At 54.7% G+C, this 24,322-nt stretch carries 25 protein-coding genes and 1 pseudogene; 10 read left to right on the forward strand and 16 right to left on the reverse strand.

Features of this window, described 5'->3' with window-relative positions:
• Positions 1–34 precede the first annotated feature (34 nt).
• The 5 genes from UC14_RS20265 to UC14_RS20285 form a co-directional block, all read right to left on the reverse strand.
• Positions 35–1,006, reverse strand: a complete 972-nt coding sequence (locus UC14_RS20265; protein WP_013575185.1) for a chemotaxis protein — start codon at positions 1,004–1,006, stop codon at positions 35–37.
• A 192-nt stretch (positions 1,007–1,198) separates the two neighbouring features.
• Complete coding sequence (locus tag UC14_RS20270; RefSeq protein WP_013575184.1) at positions 1,199–2,176, reverse strand: oxidoreductase; 978 nt, start codon at positions 2,174–2,176, stop codon at positions 1,199–1,201.
• Between the two features lie 105 nt (positions 2,177–2,281).
• On the reverse strand, positions 2,282–2,950 hold the full coding sequence (locus UC14_RS20275; protein ID WP_112198313.1) for a TetR/AcrR family transcriptional regulator: 669 nt from the start codon (positions 2,948–2,950) through the stop codon (positions 2,282–2,284).
• A gap of 170 nt (positions 2,951–3,120) precedes the next feature.
• On the reverse strand, positions 3,121–4,458 hold the full coding sequence (locus tag UC14_RS20280) for an LLM class flavin-dependent oxidoreductase (protein WP_015689770.1): 1,338 nt from the start codon (positions 4,456–4,458) through the stop codon (positions 3,121–3,123).
• A 9-nt stretch (positions 4,459–4,467) separates the two neighbouring features.
• The gene (locus tag UC14_RS20285) at positions 4,468–5,454 is read right to left on the reverse strand and encodes an MsnO8 family LLM class oxidoreductase (protein ID WP_015689769.1); all 987 of its coding nucleotides are present in this window, start codon (positions 5,452–5,454) and stop codon (positions 4,468–4,470) included.
• Between the two features lie 230 nt (positions 5,455–5,684).
• Here UC14_RS20285 and UC14_RS20290 point away from each other — a divergent pair, with 230 nt between their 5' ends.
• The 7 genes from UC14_RS20290 (at position 5,685) to UC14_RS20320 (ending at position 11,777) form a co-directional block, all read left to right on the forward strand.
• Positions 5,685–6,869: an amidohydrolase gene (locus UC14_RS20290; protein ID WP_013575180.1), complete on the forward strand. Its 1,185-nt coding sequence runs from the start codon at positions 5,685–5,687 to the stop codon at positions 6,867–6,869.
• A gap of 201 nt (positions 6,870–7,070) precedes the next feature.
• Positions 7,071–8,003 carry an ABC transporter substrate-binding protein gene (locus tag UC14_RS20295; RefSeq protein WP_037034824.1) on the forward strand — a complete coding sequence of 311 codons (933 nt, stop codon included), beginning with the start codon at positions 7,071–7,073 and terminating at the stop codon, positions 8,001–8,003.
• 15 nt (positions 8,004–8,018) lie between these two features.
• Entirely contained in the window at positions 8,019–8,534 is a 516-nt protein-coding gene (locus UC14_RS20300; protein WP_112198314.1) for a GNAT family N-acetyltransferase, read from the forward strand.
• Positions 8,535–8,549: 15 nt separating this feature from the next.
• Entirely contained in the window at positions 8,550–9,464 is a 915-nt protein-coding gene (locus UC14_RS20305; protein WP_013575177.1) for an amino acid ABC transporter permease, read from the forward strand.
• Between the two features lie 15 nt (positions 9,465–9,479).
• Entirely contained in the window at positions 9,480–10,325 is an 846-nt protein-coding gene (locus UC14_RS20310; protein ID WP_232829715.1) for an amino acid ABC transporter ATP-binding protein, read from the forward strand.
• Positions 10,326–10,684: 359 nt separating this feature from the next.
• Complete coding sequence (locus UC14_RS20315) at positions 10,685–11,089, forward strand: CidA/LrgA family protein (RefSeq protein ID WP_013575175.1); 405 nt, start codon at positions 10,685–10,687, stop codon at positions 11,087–11,089.
• The gene (locus UC14_RS20320; RefSeq protein ID WP_013575174.1) at positions 11,082–11,777 is read left to right on the forward strand and encodes a CidB/LrgB family autolysis modulator; all 696 of its coding nucleotides are present in this window, start codon (positions 11,082–11,084) and stop codon (positions 11,775–11,777) included. Before UC14_RS20315 ends, UC14_RS20320 begins: the two co-directional genes overlap by 8 nt.
• A 304-nt stretch (positions 11,778–12,081) precedes the next feature.
• On the opposite strand, the gene flgL is transcribed toward UC14_RS20320, so the two are convergent.
• From flgL to flgB, 11 genes and pseudogenes are all read right to left on the reverse strand, one after another.
• Entirely contained in the window at positions 12,082–13,044 is a 963-nt protein-coding gene (flgL, locus tag UC14_RS20325; RefSeq protein ID WP_013575173.1) for a flagellar hook-associated protein FlgL, read from the reverse strand.
• 27 nt (positions 13,045–13,071) lie between these two features.
• Positions 13,072–14,724 carry a flagellar hook-associated protein FlgK gene (gene flgK, locus UC14_RS20330; protein ID WP_037034827.1) on the reverse strand — a complete coding sequence of 551 codons (1,653 nt, stop codon included), beginning with the start codon at positions 14,722–14,724 and terminating at the stop codon, positions 13,072–13,074.
• 140 nt (positions 14,725–14,864) lie between these two features.
• On the reverse strand, positions 14,865–15,815 hold the full coding sequence (gene flgJ / locus UC14_RS20335; RefSeq protein WP_013575171.1) for a flagellar assembly peptidoglycan hydrolase FlgJ: 951 nt from the start codon (positions 15,813–15,815) through the stop codon (positions 14,865–14,867).
• Positions 15,815–16,921 (reverse strand): flagellar basal body P-ring protein FlgI, encoded by a 1,107-nt coding sequence (locus UC14_RS20340; protein WP_013575170.1) that lies wholly within the window; start codon positions 16,919–16,921, stop codon positions 15,815–15,817. Before UC14_RS20340 ends, flgJ begins: the two co-directional genes overlap by 1 nt.
• Before the next feature lie 10 nt (positions 16,922–16,931).
• A complete protein-coding gene (locus UC14_RS20345; RefSeq protein ID WP_071823641.1) occupies positions 16,932–17,636 on the reverse strand; it encodes a flagellar basal body L-ring protein FlgH in 705 nt (234 codons plus the stop codon).
• Between the two features lie 127 nt (positions 17,637–17,763).
• The gene (flgG, locus tag UC14_RS20350) at positions 17,764–18,546 is read right to left on the reverse strand and encodes a flagellar basal-body rod protein FlgG (RefSeq protein WP_013575168.1); all 783 of its coding nucleotides are present in this window, start codon (positions 18,544–18,546) and stop codon (positions 17,764–17,766) included.
• A gap of 21 nt (positions 18,547–18,567) precedes the next feature.
• Positions 18,568–19,323 carry a flagellar basal body rod protein FlgF gene (locus UC14_RS20355; protein WP_013575167.1) on the reverse strand — a complete coding sequence of 252 codons (756 nt, stop codon included), beginning with the start codon at positions 19,321–19,323 and terminating at the stop codon, positions 18,568–18,570.
• A 34-nt stretch (positions 19,324–19,357) separates the two neighbouring features.
• A complete protein-coding gene (gene flgE, locus UC14_RS20360) occupies positions 19,358–20,602 on the reverse strand; it encodes a flagellar hook protein FlgE (protein ID WP_013575166.1) in 1,245 nt (414 codons plus the stop codon).
• Positions 20,603–20,679: 77 nt separating this feature from the next.
• A complete protein-coding gene (gene flgD, locus UC14_RS20365) occupies positions 20,680–21,384 on the reverse strand; it encodes a flagellar hook assembly protein FlgD (protein WP_013575165.1) in 705 nt (234 codons plus the stop codon).
• An 11-nt stretch (positions 21,385–21,395) separates the two neighbouring features.
• A pseudogene (gene flgC, locus UC14_RS20370) lies at positions 21,396–21,799 on the reverse strand (flagellar basal body rod protein FlgC).
• Between the two features lie 6 nt (positions 21,800–21,805).
• Positions 21,806–22,216: a flagellar basal body rod protein FlgB gene (gene flgB / locus UC14_RS20375; RefSeq protein WP_013575163.1), complete on the reverse strand. Its 411-nt coding sequence runs from the start codon at positions 22,214–22,216 to the stop codon at positions 21,806–21,808.
• A gap of 164 nt (positions 22,217–22,380) precedes the next feature.
• Between flgB and flgA the strand changes: the two genes are divergently transcribed.
• The 3 genes from flgA (at position 22,381) to UC14_RS20390 (ending at position 24,076) form a co-directional block, all read left to right on the forward strand.
• Positions 22,381–23,112 carry a flagellar basal body P-ring formation chaperone FlgA gene (gene flgA, locus UC14_RS20380; protein ID WP_198670097.1) on the forward strand — a complete coding sequence of 244 codons (732 nt, stop codon included), beginning with the start codon at positions 22,381–22,383 and terminating at the stop codon, positions 23,110–23,112.
• 159 nt (positions 23,113–23,271) lie between these two features.
• A complete protein-coding gene (gene flgM, locus UC14_RS20385) occupies positions 23,272–23,574 on the forward strand; it encodes a flagellar biosynthesis anti-sigma factor FlgM (RefSeq protein ID WP_013575161.1) in 303 nt (100 codons plus the stop codon).
• Positions 23,575–23,623: 49 nt separating this feature from the next.
• Entirely contained in the window at positions 23,624–24,076 is a 453-nt protein-coding gene (locus tag UC14_RS20390) for a flagella synthesis protein FlgN (RefSeq protein ID WP_013575160.1), read from the forward strand.
• The last annotated feature ends 246 nt before the right edge of the window (positions 24,077–24,322 follow it).

Raw genomic sequence — 24,322 nt, forward strand, 5'->3', positions numbered from 1 at the left:
GAACGGGCTTTTTATACATCAGTGTTTGATGAAATTACACATGGGCGATTTTCTTCGCATCCAGCGCTTTATGAATAGCCGCTTCCAGTTCGTTGATTTCAAACTTCGCCACGTAACCGTCGGCGCCCACTTTACGCACGTGATCTTCGTTGGCGCTGCCGGATAATGAAGAGTGAATGATCACCGGAATATTTTTCAGGAACTCATCACGCTTGATATTGAGCGTCAGCGTAAAGCCATCCATTTCCGGCATTTCCAGATCAGTTAAGACAAAGGAGATTTTATCGGAAATGGGCAGCCCCTGGGCTTTGCATTCTTCGGCCATTTTGCGGATTTTATTCCAGGCTTCCAGACCGGTGACATGCATCTGCGCCGGAATCTCCATCATGTTCAGGCCTTTTTCCAGCATCTGACGGGCAACTTTAGAGTCTTCGGCGACAATCGCCACCGTACCCGGCTTGAGTTTAAACGCGCTGGTTTTCTTCTTATCCATGTTGATATTGCTGTTGGGAATAATGTCATGGAGAATTTGTTCGACGTCGAGCACCAGCGCCAGACGGTTACTGGATTTATCGCTGTCCAGACGCGCAATACTGGTGATGTTGCGGCTCTTCACACCGGCTTCGGCGGCCAGCACCTGACTCCATTCAAGACGCACAATGTCGTCTACGGATTCCACTGCAAACGCCTGGGTGCTGCGCGCATATTCGGTGACCAGCAAAATGTTCAGGCCGGTTTTTGGTACGCATCCCACCACGGCAGGCAGGTCGATGACCGGAATAATTTCGCCACGGATGTTCGCCATGCCCATCATCGGCGAGACCATTCCGGCGGCTTTGGTCAGCGTTGGCATCGGCACGATTTCGCGCAATTTAAAAACGTTGATACCAAAAAGTTCAGATTGCTCATCATCCGGAGAGGTCCCCAGACGGAACAGCAAAAGCTCAAACCGGTTTGATGAAGTGAGATTGGTTCTCTCATCAATTTCTTTCTGAAAATTATCCATACTTTCCCCATGCCTGTTGTTATTCGTTTTTGACTATGTTTGTGCTGTACGTCATTCGGAAAATAAGGAATTCCATTCTCTTTTTTCTCAGAGGGACATTCTTTATATCGGCCGCTCAGGAGGAATTCTTTATAGCGGGGAGAAAATTGAAGGGAAAGCACCCGGTATCACGGAAATACCGGGCAAAAAGGGTCAGCCGCCGATTTTTACCAGCGTCCGGCCCTGAATTTTATTGTTCAGGAAATCGGCTGCGACAGCCGGAGCTTGTTCCAGGGTAATTTCCGTCGCGGCCTGCTGATAAAAATCATCCGGCAGTGTATTCAGTAAACGCTCCCAGACGGCAGCACGGCGTTCAGCGGGAACCGAAACCGAATCCACCCCCTGCAAACGGACGTTGCGCAGAATAAACGGCATCACGGTCGTCGGCAGGTTGAAGCCCCCGGCCAGACCGCAGGCCGCCACGCAACCGCCGTAGTTGGTTTGCGCCAGCAGTTTAGCCAGCACTTTGTCACCGACGGTATCGACCGCACCGGCCCAGACTTGTTTTTCCAGCGGACGGGTCTCTGCAAAATCATCGCGGGAGAGAATTTCGCTGGCACCCAGTTTACGCAGATAATCATGCGTAGATTCACGACCCGTCACCGCAGCCACGGTGTAACCGAGTGTATGCAACAAGGCCACCGCCGTACTACCCACGCCGCCGCTGGCACCCGTCACGACCACGGTGCCGCTTTCGGGTGTCACGCCCGCCTCTTCCAGCGCCATGACGCACAGCATGGCAGTGAAACCGGCGGTGCCGATAATCATGGCATTGCGCGCAGCCAGACCTTCCGGCAGCGCGACCAGCCAGTCACCTTTGACGCATGCCTGCTCCGCCAGACCGCCCCAGTGCGTTTCGCCGACGCCCCAGCCGGTGAGAATGACGGATTGCCCGACGGAGAAACGCGGGTCGTTGCTGCGGCTGACATGGCCCGCAAAATCAATGCCCGGCACCATCGGAAACTGACGAATGATTTTGCCTTTCCCGGTGATGGCCAGTGCATCTTTGTAATTCAGCCCTGACCAGCTGATATCAACCAGTACGTCGCCTGCCGCCATGTCCGGCAGCGCAATCTCTTTCACTTCGGCCAGCGTGGCCTTGTCTTGTTGTTCCAGAACCAATGCTTTCATTTTTTTCCCTTTATGATTTCAGGAGATTAAAGTTTTTGTCATGAGGTATGCGATGACTCACGTAATGATTGCAGGTGCTATTTTTTGAATTTATGACCGACGAGTTTATGGATGGACAGGTGACTGCAGCGTATGACGGAAATACGCCCAGAACTGATCCAGCGGTTCGGCCGAGCGGTACAGTTTTGCGCGCATCACCGCGCCTTCCCAGCCAGACCAGAAAATCTGCGCCAGTTGCGCAGGCGGCATGTCTGATGCGATATCTCCGGCCTGCCGGGCTTCTTCCAGACAGGTGGCAACACGGCCTTCCCATTCGCCCAAAATCGATTTGAGTTTCTGCGAAAAATCTTCCGGCAACAGCGGGGATTCCTGCAATAAATTGCCGACCAGACAGCCGCGTCTGAACTCAAACTTTGCCATTCCCTCACCGGCATGGGTCACAAACGCACCGATGCGTTGCAGCGGTGACACCTCAGCCCTGAGCAGAAACTTGTCGAGTTTGTGGGCGAAAAATGATCCGTAAGCCGTCAGAACGGCCATGCCGAAATCCTGCTTACTTTTGAAATAGTGATAAAACGATCCTTTCGGCACCGCGATGTTTTTAATCACCGCGTCGATGCCTGCTGACAGGTAGCCCGTTTCGGTGATCACTTCAAGCCCCGAACGGATCAGCGCTTCACGCGTATCATCAAACTCGCGTGCCGTTCTCGGCGGACGCCCGCGGCGCGGTTTGACTGGCACGTCAGGTTCAGTAGAAAGCTCAGCACTCATCATTTAGACCGATCGTTTTTTAATTACAGAAAGCCTACGCCCAATTTTTTAGGCGGGCAAGTCCGTGAATGTTTTTACAGGGTAAAAAGTCCCGGACCTAAAAAACCTGCAAAGCAAAAAGCCCGTCCGGAGTTACCGGAGCGGGCCTGTGATACAGCATGAGTATGTTGTAACTATTTTTCGTTCACTGTCTCGCGGCGGGTTTCCTGCACGCTATAACGGTTGGTTTTGAACGGAATATTCAGGCGCTCACGCAACGTCGTTGCCTGCGAGGGATGCCAGTAGCCACGGGCTTCCAGCACCGGTAACACCAGCCGGGTAATGTCGTCCAGCGCTTCGGTCAGTACCGGTCCGCTGATGATAAATCCGCTGGCACCGCCCTCTTCCACCCAGCGGATCAACTGGTCGGCGACCTGCTCAGGCGTGCCGAAGAATTCGCCGCGCGGCAGCGTGGTCTGATACGCCACTTCACGCAGCGTCAGGTTTTCCTCCCGCGCCAGCTTCTTGATGCTGTCGGTGGTGGAGCGGAAAGTGTTTTGGCCTAAATCGCCCAGTTCAGGGAACGGGCCGTCCGGCGGATACTGGCTGAAATCATGGTGATCGAAAAATCGCCCGAGATAGGCCAGCGCATCGTCAAGTGACAACAGCGACAGAAGATACTGATATTTGGCCTCGGCTTCCTCTTCGGTTTTGCCGACAATCGGGCTGATGCCAGGGAAAATACCCACCGGATGGCGGCCATTTTTGCTGACCTGTGCCTGCAATTTTACCGAATATTCCTGTGCTTCTTCCAGCGTCCGGGCGTTAGTGAAAACGGCATCGGCAGATTTACCTGCCAGCGCGATACCGGCATCCGACGCGCCAGCCTGGAAAATCACCGGCTGCCCTTGCGGTGAACGCTGGATATTCAGCGGCCCTTCGACCGAGAAAAACTGTCCCTGATGATTCAGTTTATGCAGCTTCGCCGCGTCGAAGAACACACCACTTTCGCGGTCACGCACAAACGCGCCGTCTTCCCACGAATCCCACAGTCCCTGCACCACGCTGATGTATTCTTCGGCAATCTGATAGCGCAGCGCATGTTCAGGATGGTCTTTGCCGAAGTTTTTCGCCGAACCGGCCAGCGGCGAAGTCACCACGTTCCAGCCCGCCCGTCCCTGACTGATGTTATCTATTGACGCCAGCTGACGTGCGACGGTAAAGGGATCGCTGTACGAAGTTGAAATAGTGCCTGCCAGCCCGATGCTGTGGGTAGCCGAAGCCAGCGCAGACAGCAACGCGACAGGTTCGAAACGGTTGAGGAAATGCGGCAGTGATTTTTCGTTGATGTGTAATCCGTCGGCCACAAACAGGAAATCAAAACCAGCCGCTTCGGCGCGCAAGGCTAAATCACGGAAATAGGGGAAATTGACACTGGCATCCGCAGGCGCTTTTTCGTGACGCCACGAATTCATGTGGCCGCCCGCACCGTGCAACATCAGACCCAGCTTGATACTTTTTGAATGGCTCATGAAATCTCCTTAAAGCTGGCCAGCCAGCAATTCGATGGACTTCAGCCGCACACCGGCTTCAGTCAGTGGAGTGTGAATAACAAATTCGTTCACGCACAGGCGGCGCTGAATATCGCGCAGTTGCTCGTGGATATCGCCCGGCGTGCCGTGCAGCACGCTGATTTGCTGCTGTTCGATCTGGTATTGCGTCGCACCTGACTGCCGCACAAAGGCTTCAGCCTGTTCGCGGGAACCCACCGTAACGTGCCGGTCGCCCAGCGTGACGCGAAAATTATGCTGGCCGGTCACCCGTTCAGCGGCCTGCTCGCGGGTTTGTGCCGCCAGCGCCGCCAGACTGACCAGCGCCTGCCCTTGTCCGGCGGAATATTCGTGGAAGGCCAGCACCGATTCGGTCATCACTTGCGCTGAAGCATTGATAAAACCGGCGAAGACAAAGTTCCAGCCCAGTGACGCGGCCAGACGCGCGCTTTCTTTGCTGGCACCGAGTAAAAATCGCTGCGGTGCCACCGGCGGACGCGGCAACGCACGGGCTTCTGTGCCCGCCAGATGGTCATCCAGATGCGTGAGATAATGTGTCAGTTGCTGTAACTGCGCCGGGAAACCAGGCGATGATTCGGCCGGTGCGTGGGCACGCAGCGCTTTGGTTGACAGGGGTAAACCACCGGGCGCTTTGCCGATGCCGATATCCACGCGATCCGGCGCCAGTGATGACAACAGATGGAAATTCTCTGCCACTTTATACGGGCTGTAATGTTGCAGCATCACACCGCCGGAGCCGATCCGCAGCCGGGAAGTGCGCGCCAGCAGCCAGGCAATCAACACTTCCGGCGAGCTACCGGCCAGCTTTTCAGTATCGTGATGTTCTGACACCCATAAACGGTGATAGCCCAGTTTTTCTGCTGCCAGCGCAAAAGTCAGCGTGGCGTCTAGCGCCTGCGCAGCGGTCTGCCCGTCATTAATCGGGCTTTGATCTAATAAACTCAGTCGGTAATTCACCTGCGCATCCCTTTTTATCCGTTGTGATAAAAAGAGTTCCACGAAATAAGTTCAAAGCTAAATAATAAAAACACGTTTCTATAGTCAGTATTTTGCTATGCAGGCCACTGTGCAAAACGACTATAAATTATAGCGACTGAGTATTTAGTGATTGGCTTCTGTCTGACTAGCATGAAATGAAGCGCTACATTTGGGTAACAATCATTTTCAGACAATAAGGTTATTTCGCCATGAGCATTTCACTTGCCGAAGAAACAAATAGCATTGCCCCCCGACATGAGACAGGACTGGAAGAACAACTCATCGCTTATCGCCGTGAATTACACCAGCATCCTGAATTATCCAATCAGGAATTTGTGACCACGCAAAAGATTACCCAATGGCTGAATGCTGCCGGGATCCGCATTTTATCGCTCGGGCTGAAAACCGGTGTGGTGGCTGAAATTGGCCCGGAACACGGCCCGGTTGTTGCCCTGCGCGGTGACATCGATGCCCTGCCGATTGAAGAAGCCTCCGGTGTGCCGTTCAGTTCGCAACAACCCGGCGTGATGCACGCCTGCGGCCACGATTTTCATACCTCTGTTATTCTCGGCGCGGCCCATCTGCTTAAAGCAAGGGAAGACCAGCTACCGGGCCGCGTACGGTTGTTTTTCCAGCCTGCTGAAGAACGGTTTGGCGGTGCGTCGCAACTGATTAAAGCCGGTGCACTGGAAAACGTTGATGCGATTTTCGGCCTGCATAATGCGCCAGAACTGCCGGTCGGCACCTTTGAGACAAAAGGCGGCGCATTTTATGCCAATGTGGACCGCTTCCAGATAACCGTGACCGGCAAAGGCGCGCACGCCGCACATCCGGAAGAAGGTACCGACAGCATTGTCACCGCCAGCCACATTGTGACCGCGCTGCAAACGGTAGTCAGCCGCAACGTCAGCGCTCAGGAGGCGGCGGTAGTCAGCGTCACCCGTATTGAAGGCGGCAACACCTGGAACGTATTACCCCAAACCGTGGAACTGGAAGGCACGGTGCGCACCTACAGCAACGGGATCCGCGAGCAAATCCCTCAGCGGATACGCAAGGTGATCACCGGGGTGGCAGATGCGCTGGGGGCGAAGGCCGAATTGCACTGGTTTGGCGGGCCGCCAGCGGTGGTGAATACACCGCGCTGGGCAGACTTTGCCTTACAGGCCGCTGCGGAATTTGGCTATAACGCGCAAGTGGCGCAGGCACAAATGGGTGGAGAGGATTTTGCATTTTATCTGCATCATGTGCCGGGTGCGTTTGTCAGCATCGGCTCTGCCAGCGATTTCGGCTTGCATCATCCGCAATTTAATCCTGATGAGTCGGCTATTTACCCGGCGGCGAATTATTTCCAGCAACTGGCAGAAAAAGCGCTGAGTGAATTAACCGGAAAATAACCTTTTCATACCTGACTTTATTTCCTCACGCCCGGATATTCCGGGCATTTTTCGTGCAAAATTTCCGGCGCAATGTATTTCCACTTTATCTCTTTGATTATTTAATTTTGTTGTTTTACATCCCTGTAACACTCGGGAATAGTGAAAGCGTCACCTCACGGTCATCACCCCTTAAAATAAGAATGCAGGGTAAAAATAATAATGATGAAACATAGCGTAACCATCACAGCCACCGCCATCGCGGCAATATTAAGTTTTTCATCAGCGGCATACGCCGCGCCAGGTATTGATCTGATTGCCAATGAAACGCCGGTGAATACACCGAAAAGCCCGGAAGCCGTGGCAAAAATCCCGGCCAACTTTAAGTTTGTCGAACCGGGTACGCTGACCGTGGCACTGGCTGTGCTCGGCAGCGCCCCGCCCTTCGGGCTGTACGCCCGTGACAATAAAACCGTGATCGGCAGCGAGGCGGATATCGCCCGTCTGGTCGCCGACGGTTTAGGCCTGAAACTCAAAGTGGTTCCGGCTTCGTGGGAAGACTGGCCGCTGGGCGTGACGTCGGGGAAATACGACGCGGCCATCTACAACATTACCGTCACCAAAGACCGCAAAACTAAATTTGATTTCGCCACCTACCGCGAAGATACCCTCGGTTTCTATGTGAAAAGTGACAGCAAAATCACCTCGATAAAATCCGCACCCGATATCGCCGGTAAACGCATTATTGTCGGCTCCGGCACCAATCAGGAAGCCGTGTTGCTGGCGTGGGACAAAGAAAACCAGGCTAAAGGATTACCGGCGCTGAAACCGCAATATGTCACCGATGACGCTGCCGCGACGCTGGCTATCCAGTCCGGTCGTGCCGATGCCACGTTCGGCCCGAACGTCACCGGCGCGTACAAAGCGTTGCTGACCGGCAAAACCAAACTGGTCGGCACGGTGCCGGGCGGCTGGCCGAAAACCGCCAATATCGCGGTGACGCTGAAAAAAGGGAATGGTCTGGTGGATGCCGTGCAGGCGTCGCTGAACAGCGCCATTGCCAGCGGGGCTTATATCAAAGTGCTGGACCGCTGGGGCGAAAGCGTCGAGAAAATCGATCACTCTGAAATTAACCCGCCGGGGCTGGGCGACTGATCAGGAGCAGAAACGATGAGCGAAGATATTTTCATTCAGACCGTGCCGGAAGACCCGCTGATTGCGCCGGTCATCGAAGGATTATTCGGTGAATACCGCGACCGTTACGGCGATTTCTTCTCGAGCCAGCCGCCGGAAGATGACAGCGTGTTTTCCGCGCCCGATGGCACCTTCATTGTTCTGCTGAGAAACGGCGCGCCCATTGCAATGGGCGCGTACAAACGCTACGACGAGCAGACTGCCGAACTCAAACGCATCTGGACTCACCGCGCGCTGCGCCGTCAGGGACTGGCACAAAAAATCCTGCATGAACTGGAACGTCGCGCAACCGCGTACGGTTACCGGCGGGTATTTCTCACCACCGGATTCCGCCAGCCCGAAGCGGTCGGATTGTATTTGTCCCACGGTTATCAGCCGCAATTCGACACCCGCCTCGATCCGGAGGTCTATTCCCGGCCACCGTATGACGGGCGCCTGCCGTTTACCAAAACGCTGAAAGCGGACGTGCCGGTCACGTCATCTGCAACGTAACAGAAAGAGAAAATGATGAGCGAAAATGCCCCTTCATCTGTGAATCATCCGCCGCTGAAAGTGGTGCCCGCGCGCTATCCGTGGCGTCTTGCCGGTGCGGTTTTTTCGGCGTTTATTCTGCTGGGCATCATCCAGTCGATTGCCACGAATTCCCGCTGGGAATGGGGCGTATTTCGTCAGTGGTTTTTTGATCCGGTGATCCTGTCCGGGCTTGGCAAAACCCTGTTGCTCACGCTGCTGGGCACCCTTTTTGGGGTGATTTTCGGCACGGCACTGGCCCTCGCCCGCCTGTCGAAATCCTATTTACTGAACGCACTGGCCTGGGGATATATCTGGCTGTTCCGTTCCCTGCCGTTGTTGCTGGTGCTGATCATTCTCTACAACTTTTCCTATCTCTACGACAACCTTTCGCTCGGCATTCCGTTCACCACGATTTCCTTTTTCAGCACCCCGACGGTGGATTTGCTGGATCAGTTTTCCGTCGCCGTGCTCGGTCTGTCGCTGGTGCAGTCGGCCTATACCGCCGAGATCATTCGCGGCGGTATTTTAGGGGTAGAACACGGCCAGCATGAAGCTGCGGCCGCGCTGGGATTACCGGCCTACCGCCGGACCTTCCGCATCATTTTGCCGCAGGCGTTACGTTCAATTCTGCCAACCGGTTTTAACGAAGTGATCAGCCTGGCGAAAGGCACATCGATTGTTTACGTCCTGTCGATGCCGGAACTGTTTTACACCGTGCAGGTGATTTACAACCGCACACAGCAGGTGATCCCGCTGCTGATGGTCGCCACCATCTGGTATCTGCTGATCACCACCGTGCTGTCGGTTTTGCAGTATTACGTCGAACGCTATTTCTCCCGCGGCACCGTGCGTCAGGTCGCGCCGACACCCTTGCAGCGCCTGCGTCAGTGGCGCGTCGCCCGTTCTTAATAAAGGGAAAGCACTATGTCAGAAGCCTTTGATTTATTCGTTAACCGCCCGCAGGAAGCGCCTGTTGAGCAGCTGTTTCCACGCAAACCTCAGGCTGCTACCGTCGGGCGCATCGAAATCAATAATTTGAGCAAATACTACGGCGCGCACAAAGCGCTGGATAACGTGAGTCTGTGCATCGAACCGGGCACCGTGACCGTGATCCTCGGCCCGTCCGGCTCGGGGAAATCGACCCTGCTGCGCACGATTAACCATCTTGAGCGCGTCGACGAAGGTTTTATTCAGATTGACGGCGATTACATCGGCTACCGCCGCAAAGGCGATACGCTGTATGAACTGAAAGAGCGCGCCATCCTCAAACAACGCACACATGTCGGTTACGTTTTTCAGAATTTCAATTTATTCCCGCACATGACGGTGCTGGATAACATCATCGAAGCGCCGGTGGTTCACGGTCTGCTGAGCCGCAAAAACGCCATCGCCCGTGCCTATGAACTGCTCGACACGGTCGGTCTGCGCGAAAAAGCGTACGCATGGCCGCGTCATTTGTCCGGCGGACAGCAGCAGCGCATCGCCATCGCCCGTGCGCTGGCGCTGAATCCTAAAGTCATGCTGTTTGATGAACCGACGTCCGCCCTCGATCCCGAACTGGTTGGCGAAGTGCTGGATGTGATTAAGAAGCTGGCGCAGTCGGGCGTCACGCTGGTGGTCGTCACCCATGAAATCGGCTTCGCGCGCCAGGTGGCGGATCAGGTGGTGTTTATGGTGGATGGTCGCGTGGTTGAAAGCGGCGCTGCCGCACAGGTGCTGGAACGGCCGGTTCATGCCAGAACCCAGGCTTTTCTGGAGAAGGTGCTTTAAGACTGGCAAATTTAGTATTTCTTAAGACCGGGAATATTTCGGTTTCTTACCCGCAGTGCTCATTTGACGCGCTGCGCCGAAACCGCCCGGGAGGGAGAAGTGCTTTTCCCTCCCGGATCTCCCTTCGCTTTTTCAACCAGCGATCCGCTCGCTGGCTATGTTTCAGGTATCACCGCGACAGGCTGGAACCTCTCATTCAGCAAGCTTTCTGAATCGCCCGCAACCCACAATCCGTATTTTCCCCGTTTACCAAACGCCATTTTGGAATACACTTCATTCCTAAATTTCATACTCCGTTTTGTGGCGCAGATCACATCTTAATTGTATGATGAATACATTATTCAACTGGGTGATACACCATGAGCACCGCAATCTCTCTGGTATTCCAATATGTTCGGGCGTTTATTCTGATTTATCTCTGTTTATTCGCCGGGAATGCGATTTCATCTCTTTTACCGCTCACCATTCCCGGCAGCATCATCGGCATGCTGATCCTGTTTGGTTTGCTTTCAACCCAAATTCTGCCGTTCAAATGGGTCAAACCGGGCTGTAATGTTCTGATTCGCTATATGGCGTTACTGTTCGTCCCTATCGGCGTCGGGGTCATGAATTATTACGAGCAACTGCGCACGCAGTTCGGGCCGCTGGTGGTGTCGTGTCTGGTCAGTACCCTGATTGTATTGCTGGTTGTCGCCTACTGTTCCCACTATATCCATGGCGAACGCGGTGCGGTGACGGATAAAGCGGAGGATAAAAATGATTGATATATTGTGGTCGCTGCCGCTGACGCTGGTGGTGTTTTTCGCCACCCGTAAGCTCGCTATTAAACTTAAAATGCCGCTGCTCAACCCGCTGCTGATGTCGATGGTGGTGATCATTCCGCTGTTGCTGGTCACCCATATCCCTTACGCACGCTATTTCGCGGGCAGCAAGATCCTCAATGATCTGCTGCAACCCGCCGTCGTGGCGCTGGCGTTTCCCTTGTACGAACAACTGCATCAGATCCGCGCCCGCTGGAAATCCATCATCAGTATCTGCTTTATCGGCAGCGTGGTGGCGATGGTGAGCGGCACCGCGATTGCATTATGGATGGGAGCAACGCCGCAAATTGCCGCATCGGTATTACCGAAATCCGTCACCACGCCGATTGCCATGGCCACCGCGCAGTCGATCAATGGTATTCCGGCCATCAGCGCCGTGTGCGTGATTTTCGTCGGCATCCTCGGCGCGGTCTTTGGTCATACGATTTTGAATGTTCTGAAGATCACCACCAAAGCCTCACGCGGGCTGGCGATGGGTACCGCATCACACGCACTGGGTACCGCCCGCTGTGCAGAAATGGATTATCAGGAAGGCGCATTCAGTTCACTGGCGCTGGTGATTTGCGGCATCATCACCTCCCTGCTCGCCCCGTTCCTGTTCCCCGTCCTTCTCGCCCTCTTCGGTCATTAACCTATAACGAGCACAGATTCCTCTAACGGGTTCGGATTGTATCAAGGCGGCAACTGAGCGAATCCCCGGGAGCTTACAATAAGTAAGTGACTGGGGTGAACGAAGGCAGCCAACGCAGAGACAATTTGAAGCAGGACGAGGAAAAAGTGTATGTCACTTAAACCTTAGAAAAAGTGACATACAAAGCTGAAAGTACCCGGTTTAAGTACAGTCAGAAAAGAATCTGCCGGTCTGCCGTAAAAGCAGACAGGCAGCGATAACGAAGAGATGGAGCCTGGCGCGTAAGCTTACGCGCCGGAGAGTATTACGAATTCATCTGGAACAGTGACATACCCTGCATGGCACTGTAGGTCTTATAGGATGCCTGAAGCGCAACCTGCTGCAAGGTGTAGGTCGAAATTGCTGAGGTCCATTCGGTATCGACCAGATTACTGAGTTTGGTCGAGTTCGATACATCACGGTTGTCGCCCAGTGTATCGAGATTATCCAGTTCGGACATCTGCGTACCCAACTCTGAACGCACGGAAAGCACGTTGTTGAGTGAGTTACTCAGGCCACGGTTGGCTTTATCGATGGCATCGGTGTATTGCGTATCCGTGGTGTTATCCGCCGATGGCGTTCTCAGCGCAGTCAGCGCACCGTCGATGGTTTTGAATAAATCTGATTCGCTCGGAGAACCGTCCGGTTCGGCTTTCGCATCACCGGTTAAGGCATTAAAAATCTGGTTACCGGTATGGTTGATGGTCATGGTACGACTGGTATCAACCTGCTGAGTAATAGACGTCGTGCCCCCGGAATAGGTTACCGCACCCGTTGTGGCGTCCTGCGTATAAGGCGGAGTATCACTTTTGTAACCGGCGAAGATGAAGCGGCCGTTACCGTCGGTGCTGTTCGCCAGGTTCACCAGTTGCGATTTCAGGCTGTCCAGTTTAGTCGCCAGAGAAGAACGGTCGTCATCGCTTAAAGAACCGTCACCGGCCTGAACGATCAACGTCTGTGCATCCTGAATGGTCGAGGTCACGCTGCTTAAAATCGACTCTTCCTGACTCATACTCTGGTTAGCAAAGGTACGGGCCACGGAAAACTGGCTGTTCTCCGATTGCGCCTGCCGTACCAGCACCGCCTGCGACGCCGCCAGCGGGTCATCCGAAGGCTTGCTCACTTTGCTGCCGGTCGACAACTGTAAACCGGTCGCCTGGAAACGGTTCTGACCATCCAGTACCGCATTCATGTTTTGGTTGTAAATCATATTGGTACTAAGACGCATGGCATCAGTTCCTTATCAGTTCTGGGATCAGCGAATGTTGATGATCGCGTCGAATATCGTCGAAGCCGTCTGCACGACCTGCGCGTTCGCCAGATAATATTGCTGGTAACGTTGCAGATCGCCGTATTCTTCATCGAGGTTAACCCCGGAGATAGACTGCTGTTGAGCGGTGAGCTGCGTGACGATATTCGCCTGTGAGGTGCTGGTGGTGGTCAGCGTGGAAACCTGGTTACCCACGTTACTTACCATGCTGGCGTATGCGCCCGACAGGGTGGATTTACCTTCCACCAGTTTCGCGGTTTGCAGATTCAGCAGTTTCTGCGCGTTGGTGTTGTCACTCACGCCGCTGTCTGCCGCACCCGCTGCGGCGATCAATGAAGAATCACTGATAGCCAGATTCATGCTGCCCGCAACATTGCTGACCGTTTTGATGGTGATGCTGTCATTGGTATTCGGCGTGCCGGTGACGGAAACCGACAAGCCATCGAAATTCATCGTCGGATCACCGTTGCTGTCGGTACCCGCCGTCGGGGTGATTTTTGCCCCGTCGGAAACGCGGGTTACATCCCAGCTGGTGCCGTTGTAAGCCATGGTGTAATCGCTGGCTTTCACCGCTGCCGTGTCGGTATATGCCACGCTCAGTTGTGCGCTGCCAGTATTTTTGGTGTTGCTGACCGTGGTAGCACCGGTGAAGGAGAAGAAGTCCGTCCCCGCGTCACCGTTGAGGTCAAAACCGGCTTTGTTGGTGGTGTTGAAGCTGTCAGACAGCGCCAGCGCCAGTTGCCCGAGCTGGTTAATGGCCGGTTCCAGGTTGTCTTTACGGAAAGTCAGCGTGCCGCCGAGCGAACCGGTGGTCAGACGGCTTTCCTGAATTTCAGAAACCGAACCGTCCGGTTGGGTCATGCCGACCGTCAGTTTGGAAGGATCGGCACTGGACGGCATCGCAACCACCGTTTTGGCGTTGCCGCCGCTCACCAGCGGCGTGCCGTTGGCGAATGAAATATTGTAAGTATCGCCGTCCTGCTGGGTCACGACCACACCGGTGACGTTGTTCAGCTGACTGACCAGTTGATCACGCTGATCGAGCAAGGCGTTAGGTTCCTGTCCGGTGCTGCCACGCGTCGCGGTGATCTGACTGTTCAGTTTGGCAATCTGCGACGCATAGGTGTTGATCTGGTCAACATTCTGCGTGACTTGCTGGTTAACGGCGGTATTCATGTCGTTCAGGTATTTGGCTGAACTGTTGAACTGCGCGGTTAAACCCTGTGCCTCACCCAGCACTGCCTGACGAGCCGCACTGTCGCTGGCATTGCTGGTCAGCGTTTGCAGGCCTTTAAAGAAGGTCGACATGGTGGCATCGATACCTGTGGAACTGTCGCCGAGCAGGTCATCGATAGAGCTGGCCTGATCAAGCTGCGTTGACAGCGCGCTGCCGGTTGCGCTGGCACCCAGAAGCTGCTTCACCACGAAAGAGTTGTACTCACGATTCACACCGGTCACCGTCACACCGTTGCCGATATAACCGGCAGGAGTAGAGATGCCATTACTTTGCGTAATAATGGCGGTCTGGCGGTTATAACCGGCCACACTCACGTTAGCGATGTTGTTCCCGGTGGTACTGAGCGCCGCCTGCGCTGCGTTCAGTCCGCTCATTGCGGTATTAATTAAGCTACTGGACATGAGTGACCTTTTGGCTGCCGGTGACTTTTTACCACCGTGTAATTAAGGAAGCTGAGCCGGGGGTTTCCCCTTTTCCCATTCTGATCGTGTTATCGGCCTGCACCGCTAAAACTTGAGAAAAAAAACGAGGATTTGCGGGTCTAGAAGATATCTTTTAAATCATGGCTATAGGCTTTCACCGCCTGCTCGCCCGCGCCTTTGATTTTCTGGATCACACTCACCAGTTTGTCGGCATAATTCGGGTCGGTCGCGTAACCTGCACGTTGCAAGGCATGCGCGGCTTGTTCAGGAGTACTGGCCGAGGCAACCTGCGCATAACGCGGGTTGTTGGTGAGCAATTTGATGTAGTCGCTGATGGCTTCCACATAGGAGCCGTACACGCGGAAACTGGCCTGCACTTTTTTCGCCACGCCGCTGGTATATTCCGTGGTGGTGATTTGGGTGGTCGGACCGTCCCAGCTGCTGCCCGCTTTGATACCGAAAAGGTTGAAGCTGCGTTTGCCGTCGGCAGTCGGGATCTCGCGCTGCCCCCAGCCAGATTCCAGCGCGGCCTGCGCCATGATCAGCTGATGCGAAATCCCGCTGTCTTTACTGGCGACCTGTGCCGGAATGGTGAGGCTGGAAACGAACTGTCCGCTGTCGGCTGGCAACGGTGCGCCGCCGGTGGTGCGGTCCGGCGCAGTCGGAATGACTTTGCGCAGATACTGTTCCATCGCCTGCAACGGCATGGTTTTCAGCACTTCGCCGTCCAGCGCCATCGGCACCGTTCCCGCCAGCTCTGACGGTTGCTTGCTGCCACCGGTCAGTTGTTCGACCATCATGTCGGCCATGCCCAGCCCTTTGTCGGACATGTCCTGAGCAATTTGCTGATCGTACATCGATGTATAAAGTTTGGTGGATTCGTTATCCAGAATCCCCCCTTGCGGCAGTGCCTGACGCATGCTTTTCAGCATCATCTGCACGAACACCCCTTCAAACTGCTTCGCGACTTCTTTGATGTGCGCCTGAGGATCCTGCGCCACATCCCGCTTCAGTTTGTTAAGGGATTGCGTGTCATACGCCGCCCCTGACATCGACATCAGATCGCTCATCAGATAATTTCCAAATCAGCACGCAGGCATCCGGCTGTTTTCATCGCCTGCAGAATGGACATCAGATCGATAGGCGTCGCGCCTAACGCGTTCAGGGTACGGACAACGTTGTTCAGGCTGGCACTGGAGCGTACCTGCTGAATCGACCCGCCGGACTGGCGTACGGAAATATTGGTGTTCGGCGTCACTACCGTCTGACCGCCGCCAAATGGCGTATTCGGCTGGCTGACATCGTTCTGGCGATCGACCACCACAGACAGATTGCCCTGTGCAACCGCACAGTTATCCAGGGTCACATCGCGGTTCATGACCACCGAACCGGTACGGGAGTTGATGATGACTTTCGCATCCATCGGCCCGACGTTCACTTCGATATTTTGGATCTGCGCCAGAATGCGCACCTGAGAGGTATTGCCACGCGGCACCACCACCTGAATATTGCGGGAATCCAGCGCTGACGCCACCCCCATTCCCTGACGGTTGATGGCGTCACTGACCTGCTGCGCCAGGTTGAAATCTTCGTCGTTAAGTTGCAGGCTGATCACGCCTTCGGTGCCGAACGTACTCGGCAATTCGCGTTCAATGGTTGCCCCGCCGGTAATACGCCCACCTGAAACCTGGTTAACTGTCACGCTGCTGCCACCGGAGGAAGCGCCTGCACCGCCGACCAGCACGTTACCCTGCGCCAGTGCGTAAACCTGATTATCCACCCCTTTCATCGGGGTCATCAGCAAGGTGCCGCCGCGAATACTTTTGGCATTACCCATGGATGAAACCACCACATCGATGGCCTGACCGGCACGCGAAAACGGCGGCATTTTGGCGGTGACCATCACCGCCGCCACGTTTTTCAACTGCATGTTGGTGCCTGCCGGTACCGTGATACCGAGCTGGGACAACATGTTAGTCAGCGTCTGGGTGGTAAAAGGTGTTTGTGTGGTCTGGTCACCGGTACCGTCAAGGCCCACCACCAGACCGTAGCCGATCAGGGCGTTATCACGCACACCCTGTACCGTCGTCAGATCACGAATACGGTCGGCGGATGCGGGCAGTACCACCAGGGCGGACATCGCCAGACAGAGAATACCGGAAAGGAGTTTTCGCATGATTGCCTCGTTATAACGGCGATAAGTTTAAGAAGAACCGCTGCAACCAGCCCATGTTCTGCGCTTCATTGATGTAGCCATTCCCGACGTACTCGATGCGTGCATCTGCCACCTGCGTGGAGATAACGGCGTTCGAACCGCTGATGGTGCGCGGGTTGACCACACCGGAGAACCGGATAAATTCAGTTCCCTGATTAATTTCGATTTGTTTCTCTCCGACAACTTTCAGGTTGCCGTTTGCCAGCACTTCCCCAACCGTCACGGTCAGGGTGCCGCTGAAGGTGTTATTGGCCGCTGCGCCGCCTTTACCGGCAAAGGTGTTGGCACCGGTCATATCGAGGTCGGCACGGGCATTACCGAACAGACCTTCCAGATAACGTGGCGCTGTCGCTGCGCCAAAGCTGGTCGCGCCGTTGCGGCTGGCGTTCGCTGAGGAGCTTTTGCTTGCACTGACATTTTCCTGCAAGACAATGGTCAGCGTGTCGCCGACATTACGTGGACGGCGGTCTTCAAACAGAGGCTGATAACCGTAGTTCATCGGCTGAACTGACTGGAAAATCGAACCGTTAGGAACCGGCGGTGCCGCAGGCGCAGGGGTCGCTGTGGTTGCTCCGGGTACCAGCGGGGTATGCGGCATATACGCGCAGCCATTCGCCAGTAACGTGATTAACAGCGGCAGCACCAGCTTGCCTGGTCGGTCTTTAGAAGAAGTCATTACCGACGTGTTTTTTTTGGTCACCACAGTTATCGCCTTTAAAAAATCGACCTGGTAGGGATCTGAACCGGTTCAGGACAGAAGCGTTTCCGCCCCTGCCCTCTTGTTTTCAATCAACCGCCAAACATTACAGCTGGGAAAGTTTCTGTAGCATTTCGTCCGAGGTGGACACGGCTTTACTGTTAATTTCGTAAGCACGCTGGGTCTGGATCATGTTGACCAGTTCTTCCGCCACGTTGACGTTAGAGGTTTCCACATAACCCTGATACAGCAGACCTGCGCCGTTCAGACCCGGAGTGCTTTCGGTTGGTGCGCCGGAGCTTTGGGTTTCCTGGTACAGGTTTTCACCGAGTGATTCCAGGCCGCTGTTGTTGATGAAGGTGCTCAGCGTCAGTTGCCCCACCTGCTGTGCCGCCGTCTGACCTTGCGTGGTCACACTCACGATACCGTCACGCCCGACCGTCATGCTCAGCGCATTCGCCGGAACGGTGATCGCAGGAATAACCTGATAACCACTGGAGGTCACCAGCTGACCGTTCTGATCAACCTGGAAAGACCCGTCACGGGTATAGGCCGTCGTGCCGTCCGGCAACTGAACCTGGAAGAAACCTTCCCCTTTGACGGCAATGTCTTTGCTGTTGCTGGTCTGCGACAGGTTGCCCTGCGAGAACAAACGCTCAGTAGAAACAGGACGCACACCGGTACCAATCTGTAAACCGGATGGCAGGTTGGTTTGCTCAGAAGACTGCGCACCAGGCTGACGGACTGTCTGGTAAAGCAGGTCTTCAAATACCGCACGCTGGCGTTTAAAACCGTTGGTGCTGACGTTCGCCAGGTTGTTGGCGATTACATCCATATTGGTCTGCTGGGCATCCAGACCGGTTTTCGCAATATACAGCGATGGGATCATGTCATTACTCCTCTGCCATCATCAGCTCATTGACAGCAGATTGTTGGCACTCTGTTCATTTTCATCGACGCTGTGGATGACTTTCATCTGCATCTCAAAGCGGCGGGCGTTGGCGATCATGTCAACCATGGTTGAAACCGGATCCGCGTTACTGCCCTCAAGCGTTCCGGGCATAACGTGAATAGTCGGGTCAGGCTGTAAAGCCGCACCCCGTGCCTGAACGGTCGCCGGCGTTGGCCGGAACATACCATCATCGCCACGGGTGACTTCATTGTTGGCCGCTTTCACCAGCTTGAGCTTACCGAGCTGGCCCATGGTGTTGGGGTCAGCACCGGCTTCAAGCACGGCAATGGTCCCGTCCGCAGAAACCGTGAGCTGAGAATTCGGCGGAACTTCAATCGGGCCGTTATCCCCCATCACCGGATGACCCTGAACGGTCAGCTGGTTAGTCGGTGACACTTGCATGTCACCGTTACGGGTATAGGCTTCAGAGCCATCAGGCATCTGCACCGCAAGGAAACCGTCCTGCTGTAAAGCCACATCCAGCGGACGGCCGGTGTAGTTCAGCTTGCCCTGCGTCATATCTGCGCCCGGCGTGGATGCCGTGACCAGCGTGCGGGTTTGCAGGCTTTCACCGTCTACCGGCACTGCGCGCATCGCTAAAAGCTGCGAGCGGAAGCCCGGTGTATTGGCGTTAGCCAGGTTACTCGACGTCACCGACTGCTGAACCAGCGTCTGGCTGGCTGCGCCGCCTGCGGTGTAGATAGCGTGATCCATAATGCTGCCCTGTTCTCAGGTGATAAAACGCGTATTAACGCAGGTTAACCAGCGTGTTCAGGATGGAGTCCTGAGTTTTGATGGTCTGCGCATTCGACTGGTAGTTACGCTGAGCAACAATCATGTTGACCAGTTCCGCACTCAGATCGACGTTGGAAGATTCCAGCGCGCCGCTGGTCATTGACGCTAAACCGCCCTGACCCGCGATACCGGTCACAGCCTGGCCGGAAGACGCGGTAGCCGTCCACACGTTGTCGCCTTCAGATTTCAAACCTTCCGGGTTAGAGAAGTTACTCAGCACAATCTGGCCCAGTAACTGGGTTTTGTTGTTGGAGTAAGTGCCGGAGATTGTGCCGTCGTCATTGATGGTGTAACCGGTCATCTGACCCGCTGCATAACCATCCTGAGTCTGGGAACCGATGCTGTCGCTGCCGGTGCTCTGCTGGATACTGCCGGTGAAATCCAGGGAAACGGTTTGTGGCGTCACCGTCCCGTTAGTCGCGGTGTTCATTGGCAACGTCAGTGCCAGACCGGCATTGGCGACGCCTGCGGCGTTAGTGGTACTCACCAGCGCACCACTGGTATCAAATTGCATTGCACCAATTTTGCCGGCTGTTGAACCTGTGACGCTGCCGTCTTGCGCGTAAACATCCCAGTTGTTCGCAGAGGTTTTCACGAAGTAGACGTTGTTATCGTGGGCATTACCCTGTGAGTCATAGGTGGTGATGCTGTTCACGTAGTTGTAGCTGGTGTCATCGCTGCTGCTGAACGTTTTGGCGGCCGGGATCGCCGTATCCGTTGAGTTCAGGTTGGCCACCATCGTACCCACCGTGGTGGCTTTCGCGCTCATCAGGGTGGTCGGGATGTTCAGGGCAACCGGCTGTGCGCCTGCGGCGATAGTCGGGGGGGTGCCGGTGGCCGGAAAACCGGTGACACTCAGACCCTGCATGTTCACCAGATTACGGTTGGCATCCAGTGAGAACTGACCATTGCGGGAGTAATAAACCGCGCCACTGGTGTCCGTCAGACGGAAGAAACCGTTGCCGCTCAGGGCCACATCCAGACCGCGGGAGGTGTTGGTGGTCGTACCGTCATTGAAGTTCTGAGTGACAGCGGCGACTTTAACGCCCATACCGGTTTGGGAACCGGCAAACATATCGGCAAAAGAGGCGGTGGCTGTTTTAAAACCGACGGTCGCGGAGTTGGCAATGTTGTTACCAATCACATCGAGGTTAGTCGATGCCGCGCTCAGGCCGCTGACTGCTTGGGAAAAGCTCATGTTAGCTCCATTGTACTGTGTGTAGTGTTTTTAGCTCCTGCCCCGGCGAAGGGGAGGGAGCGGTCTGAGTGACTCACTTACAAAATCTGGCGTACAGAATCGACTTTCGCGGTTCCGCGTACGCCCAGATCCAACGCGGTATTCCCGGCTGAATCTGTCGTTACACCATTGACCAGCGCATAGTTCAGCGGTGTTGCCACCATTTGCTGACCATTGTTCAGGGCATTGATGCTAAAGGTGTAGCTGCCATCCGGTGCTTTGGTGCCATCGTCCTGTGTACCGTCCCAGGTATAGCTGTGCACACCGGCAGTCTGGGAGCCCAGTGTGATGGTTTTCACCACTTTACCGGTGGCGTCGCTGACTGTAGCGGTGGTGGTATCGGAGGCCGTTTCCAGTTCAAATCCGAATGGCGTGGTGCTGACAGTGCCATCAGTGTCACTGCCGACCAGAATTGCGCTGCCGGACACCATCACGCCGTGACCGATCAATGAACTTGCCTGAACAGATGAACCACTGGTGATTTGTCCGGAAATGCTGCCCAGCGTGGTATTGAGTTTTTCAATCCCGCTGACGGTGCTGATCTGCGCCAGCTGACTGGTCAGCTGACTGTTATCCATCGGATTGGTGGGATCCTGGTTTTTCAGCTGGGCGACCAGCAGGGTCAGGAAACTGCTGGATAAATCATCCGCAGAACTGGTTCCGGTTGTGGACGAACCACCGGAACTGGTGCTGGCGATCGTGGTGTTATCAGTGGTGTCATTAATCGACGTGGTAATTGCCATGATTCGCTCCGCTATTGCCCCAGAGTGAGGGTTTTCATCATCAACGACTTGGTGGTGTTAAGCACTTCGACGTTGGCCTGATAACTGCGGGAAGCGGAGATGGTGTTCACCATTTCGCTGACCACATCTACGTTTGGCATCTGCACATAGCCTTTTGCATCCGCCATCGGATTGCCCGGCTCATACACCATGCGCATGGTGCCGGGTCATCAACGACCTGCGCCACTTTCACGCCGCCGGTTTCCTGACCCGGTGCTGCATCCACCTGGAAAACCACCTGCTTCGCTTTATACGGCTTACCATCCGGGCCGGTGACGCTGTCGGCGTTGGCCATGTTACTGGCGCTGACGTTCAGGCGCTGAGACTGCGCGGCCAGCGCAGAACCGGCGATATCAAAAATACCAAGCATTGACATGGGCTATTATCCTTGCAGCACCGACATCATCCCTTTGATTTGCCCGCCGAGAACGGTCAAATCGGTCTGATAGCGCACGCTGTTATCCGCAAAATTGGTACGTTCACGGTCCATATCGACCGTGTTGCCATCTGCCGATGGCTGGTCAGGGATCCGGTACATCAGATCCATATCAGCAGGCTGTACGTTGGACGCCGGGATATGGCGGTCAGACGTCAGAGACAAGGAGATGCCGCTGCCGCTTGCACGCCCCTGCTCCATCACCTTCTGCAACTGACTGGCAAAATCGATATCGCGCGCCTGATACCCTGGGGTGTCGGCGTTAGCGATATTGGCTGAAAGAATTTCTTGCCGCTGGGCGCGCAGGTTGAGCGCTTCCTGTTGGAACTGTAGTGCGGCGTTCAATTTGTCGAGCATGCGCCCTCCGCAAAGTGAGATTTTGGAGTCGACAGCATAAATGCGAGTGTCAACTGGCTATCGTCTGAATAAGCATGAAATCGGGCGCTATTTGTCCCTTTAGGAATTGCAAAGTGAGCGTAGACTTGTGGCCAGTAGTAGGTTGGCACAAAGGTAAAACGCGAATGAACATGCTGAAAATATGTCGTACAGGCATTACGCTGGGCTGCATCATGACCGGTGCGACGTCTGGTGCTGTGAGCTATGCGCAGTCTTTGCCAGTGCAAGTCAAAAGCGTGCCTGCCTCTTCCAATAGCGATACACTGCTGTCCTCGCAAATTCAGCAGTTCTTCCGCCAGCAATATGCTGAAAGCGGAATGCAGGTGACCGTGGTCGTGAACACCCCGGCGGCGCGTCAGCCCCAATGTTTATCACCACAATTTATGCTTTCACCGAACAGTCGCACCTGGGGCAATGTCTCCGTGGCGGTGAACTGTAACGGCAAGAAAAGTTACATACAGACCAAAGTGCAGGTCAGCGGAACGTACTGGGTGGCGGCGAAGAACGTGCCAGCGGGCGCTCACCTGACACAAACCGATATGCAACAAAAAACCGGGCGACTGGATCTGCTGCCACCGAAAACCATTCTTGACAGTCAACAGGCGGTGAATGGCATCACGCTGCGAAACATCAGCATCGGCCAGCCGTTAACCTTATCCATGCTGCGCCGTCCGTGGATGGTGCATGCGGGGCAGGAAGTTCAGGTTCAGGCAACAGGCAGTGGGTTTAATGTATCGAGTGCCGGTAAGGCGATGAACAATGCTGCAGCGAATGAATCAGTGCGGATCAGAATGCCGTCAGGTGCAATTGTGAACGGAACAGTAGGCTCAGATGGGTCTGTGACAGTGACGATATAATCCTAAAGTGCAGCCGTTGTTCTGCAAAAAGCTGCAATAAAAGCTAAAGTTATTTCGCCACATGTCGATAACACACGTATCAGAGTCGTCCGCGACGGCATTTTTAAGGGTTTTCATGAGATGTTCAAAACCCTGATCCCCATACTGGAGAAGAAATTTATGGCTATCGATCGTACTCAAGGTGTTTCACCTTTAACCTCGATCCAGCAACGCGAACCGTCTGAAGCTTCAGTACAGAACACGCGTAAAGAAGGCACTGTTTCTGGCACCACCACCAGCGGTACGGCGGTGACCCTGAGTTCAGCACAGGCATCTCTGACTCAGTCAAGTGCGCAGGACATTAACACGGCACGTGTCGAAGAACTGAAACAAGCTATCCGCGACGGTAAACTGACGATGGATACCGGCAAAATCGCTGATGCTTTGTTACAGGACACGCAGGATTATCTCAAAGGTCTTTAAGCTGAAGACCTCAGTGTGAAGACAAAAAGTTGGAAGGTAATAAGGCCCGATGAAGAACTTTATCAAGACCATGACTACCTTGGTTGAAACGTTGCAAGCGCTGGATCAGGTGATTAATCACGAACAAACGATACTGTGCTCTGGCCGCGTAAATGGTGCAGCCTTGCAGCATATAACCGAGCAGAAAAGTTCATTGTTAGCCACGGTAGACTATCTTGATAAACAGCGTCGTCAGCATGACGAACGCCTCAGACAAACCGCACCCTACTCAGATCCACAAGGGCAGAGTCAGCCGGAAATCGCCGCGATGTGGCAAGATATTGTGCAAATGACCGCCAGGCTGAGTCAGATAAATCGTCACAACGGCATGTTACTGGGCAAACAAATCGCCTATAACACCGAGGCGCTGGCGATCCTTAACGCCAGTCAGACGCAGAAATTCTACGGACCGAACGGGCAGGAAACCGTATCGGGGCAAACCGTCAGGAAGATCTCCGTTTAACGCCAGACGAGGGGAACGGTTTCCCCTCCGTATTCGTATTTTCCCCGCGATTCACATCCCGACTTCTGCTGATACCTCTGTCAGATTAGCCAGTCTTCTGATTTATTCCGATTTTTTCCACCCGTCTGATGAGCAGAATGGCTTGCCTGCTGGGCTTTGCCCTGCCCCCGGTTCAGACAAGTTGTCAACGTGGTTTGCCTGGCTCCTCCCCCTGCGAAGTGGGAGGTTGGGAGGGGGTTTTAAGGG

Source organism: Rahnella sp. NRRL B-41462, from assembly GCF_003263525.1.
Lineage (GTDB): Bacteria > Pseudomonadota > Gammaproteobacteria > Enterobacterales > Enterobacteriaceae > Rahnella > Rahnella aceris.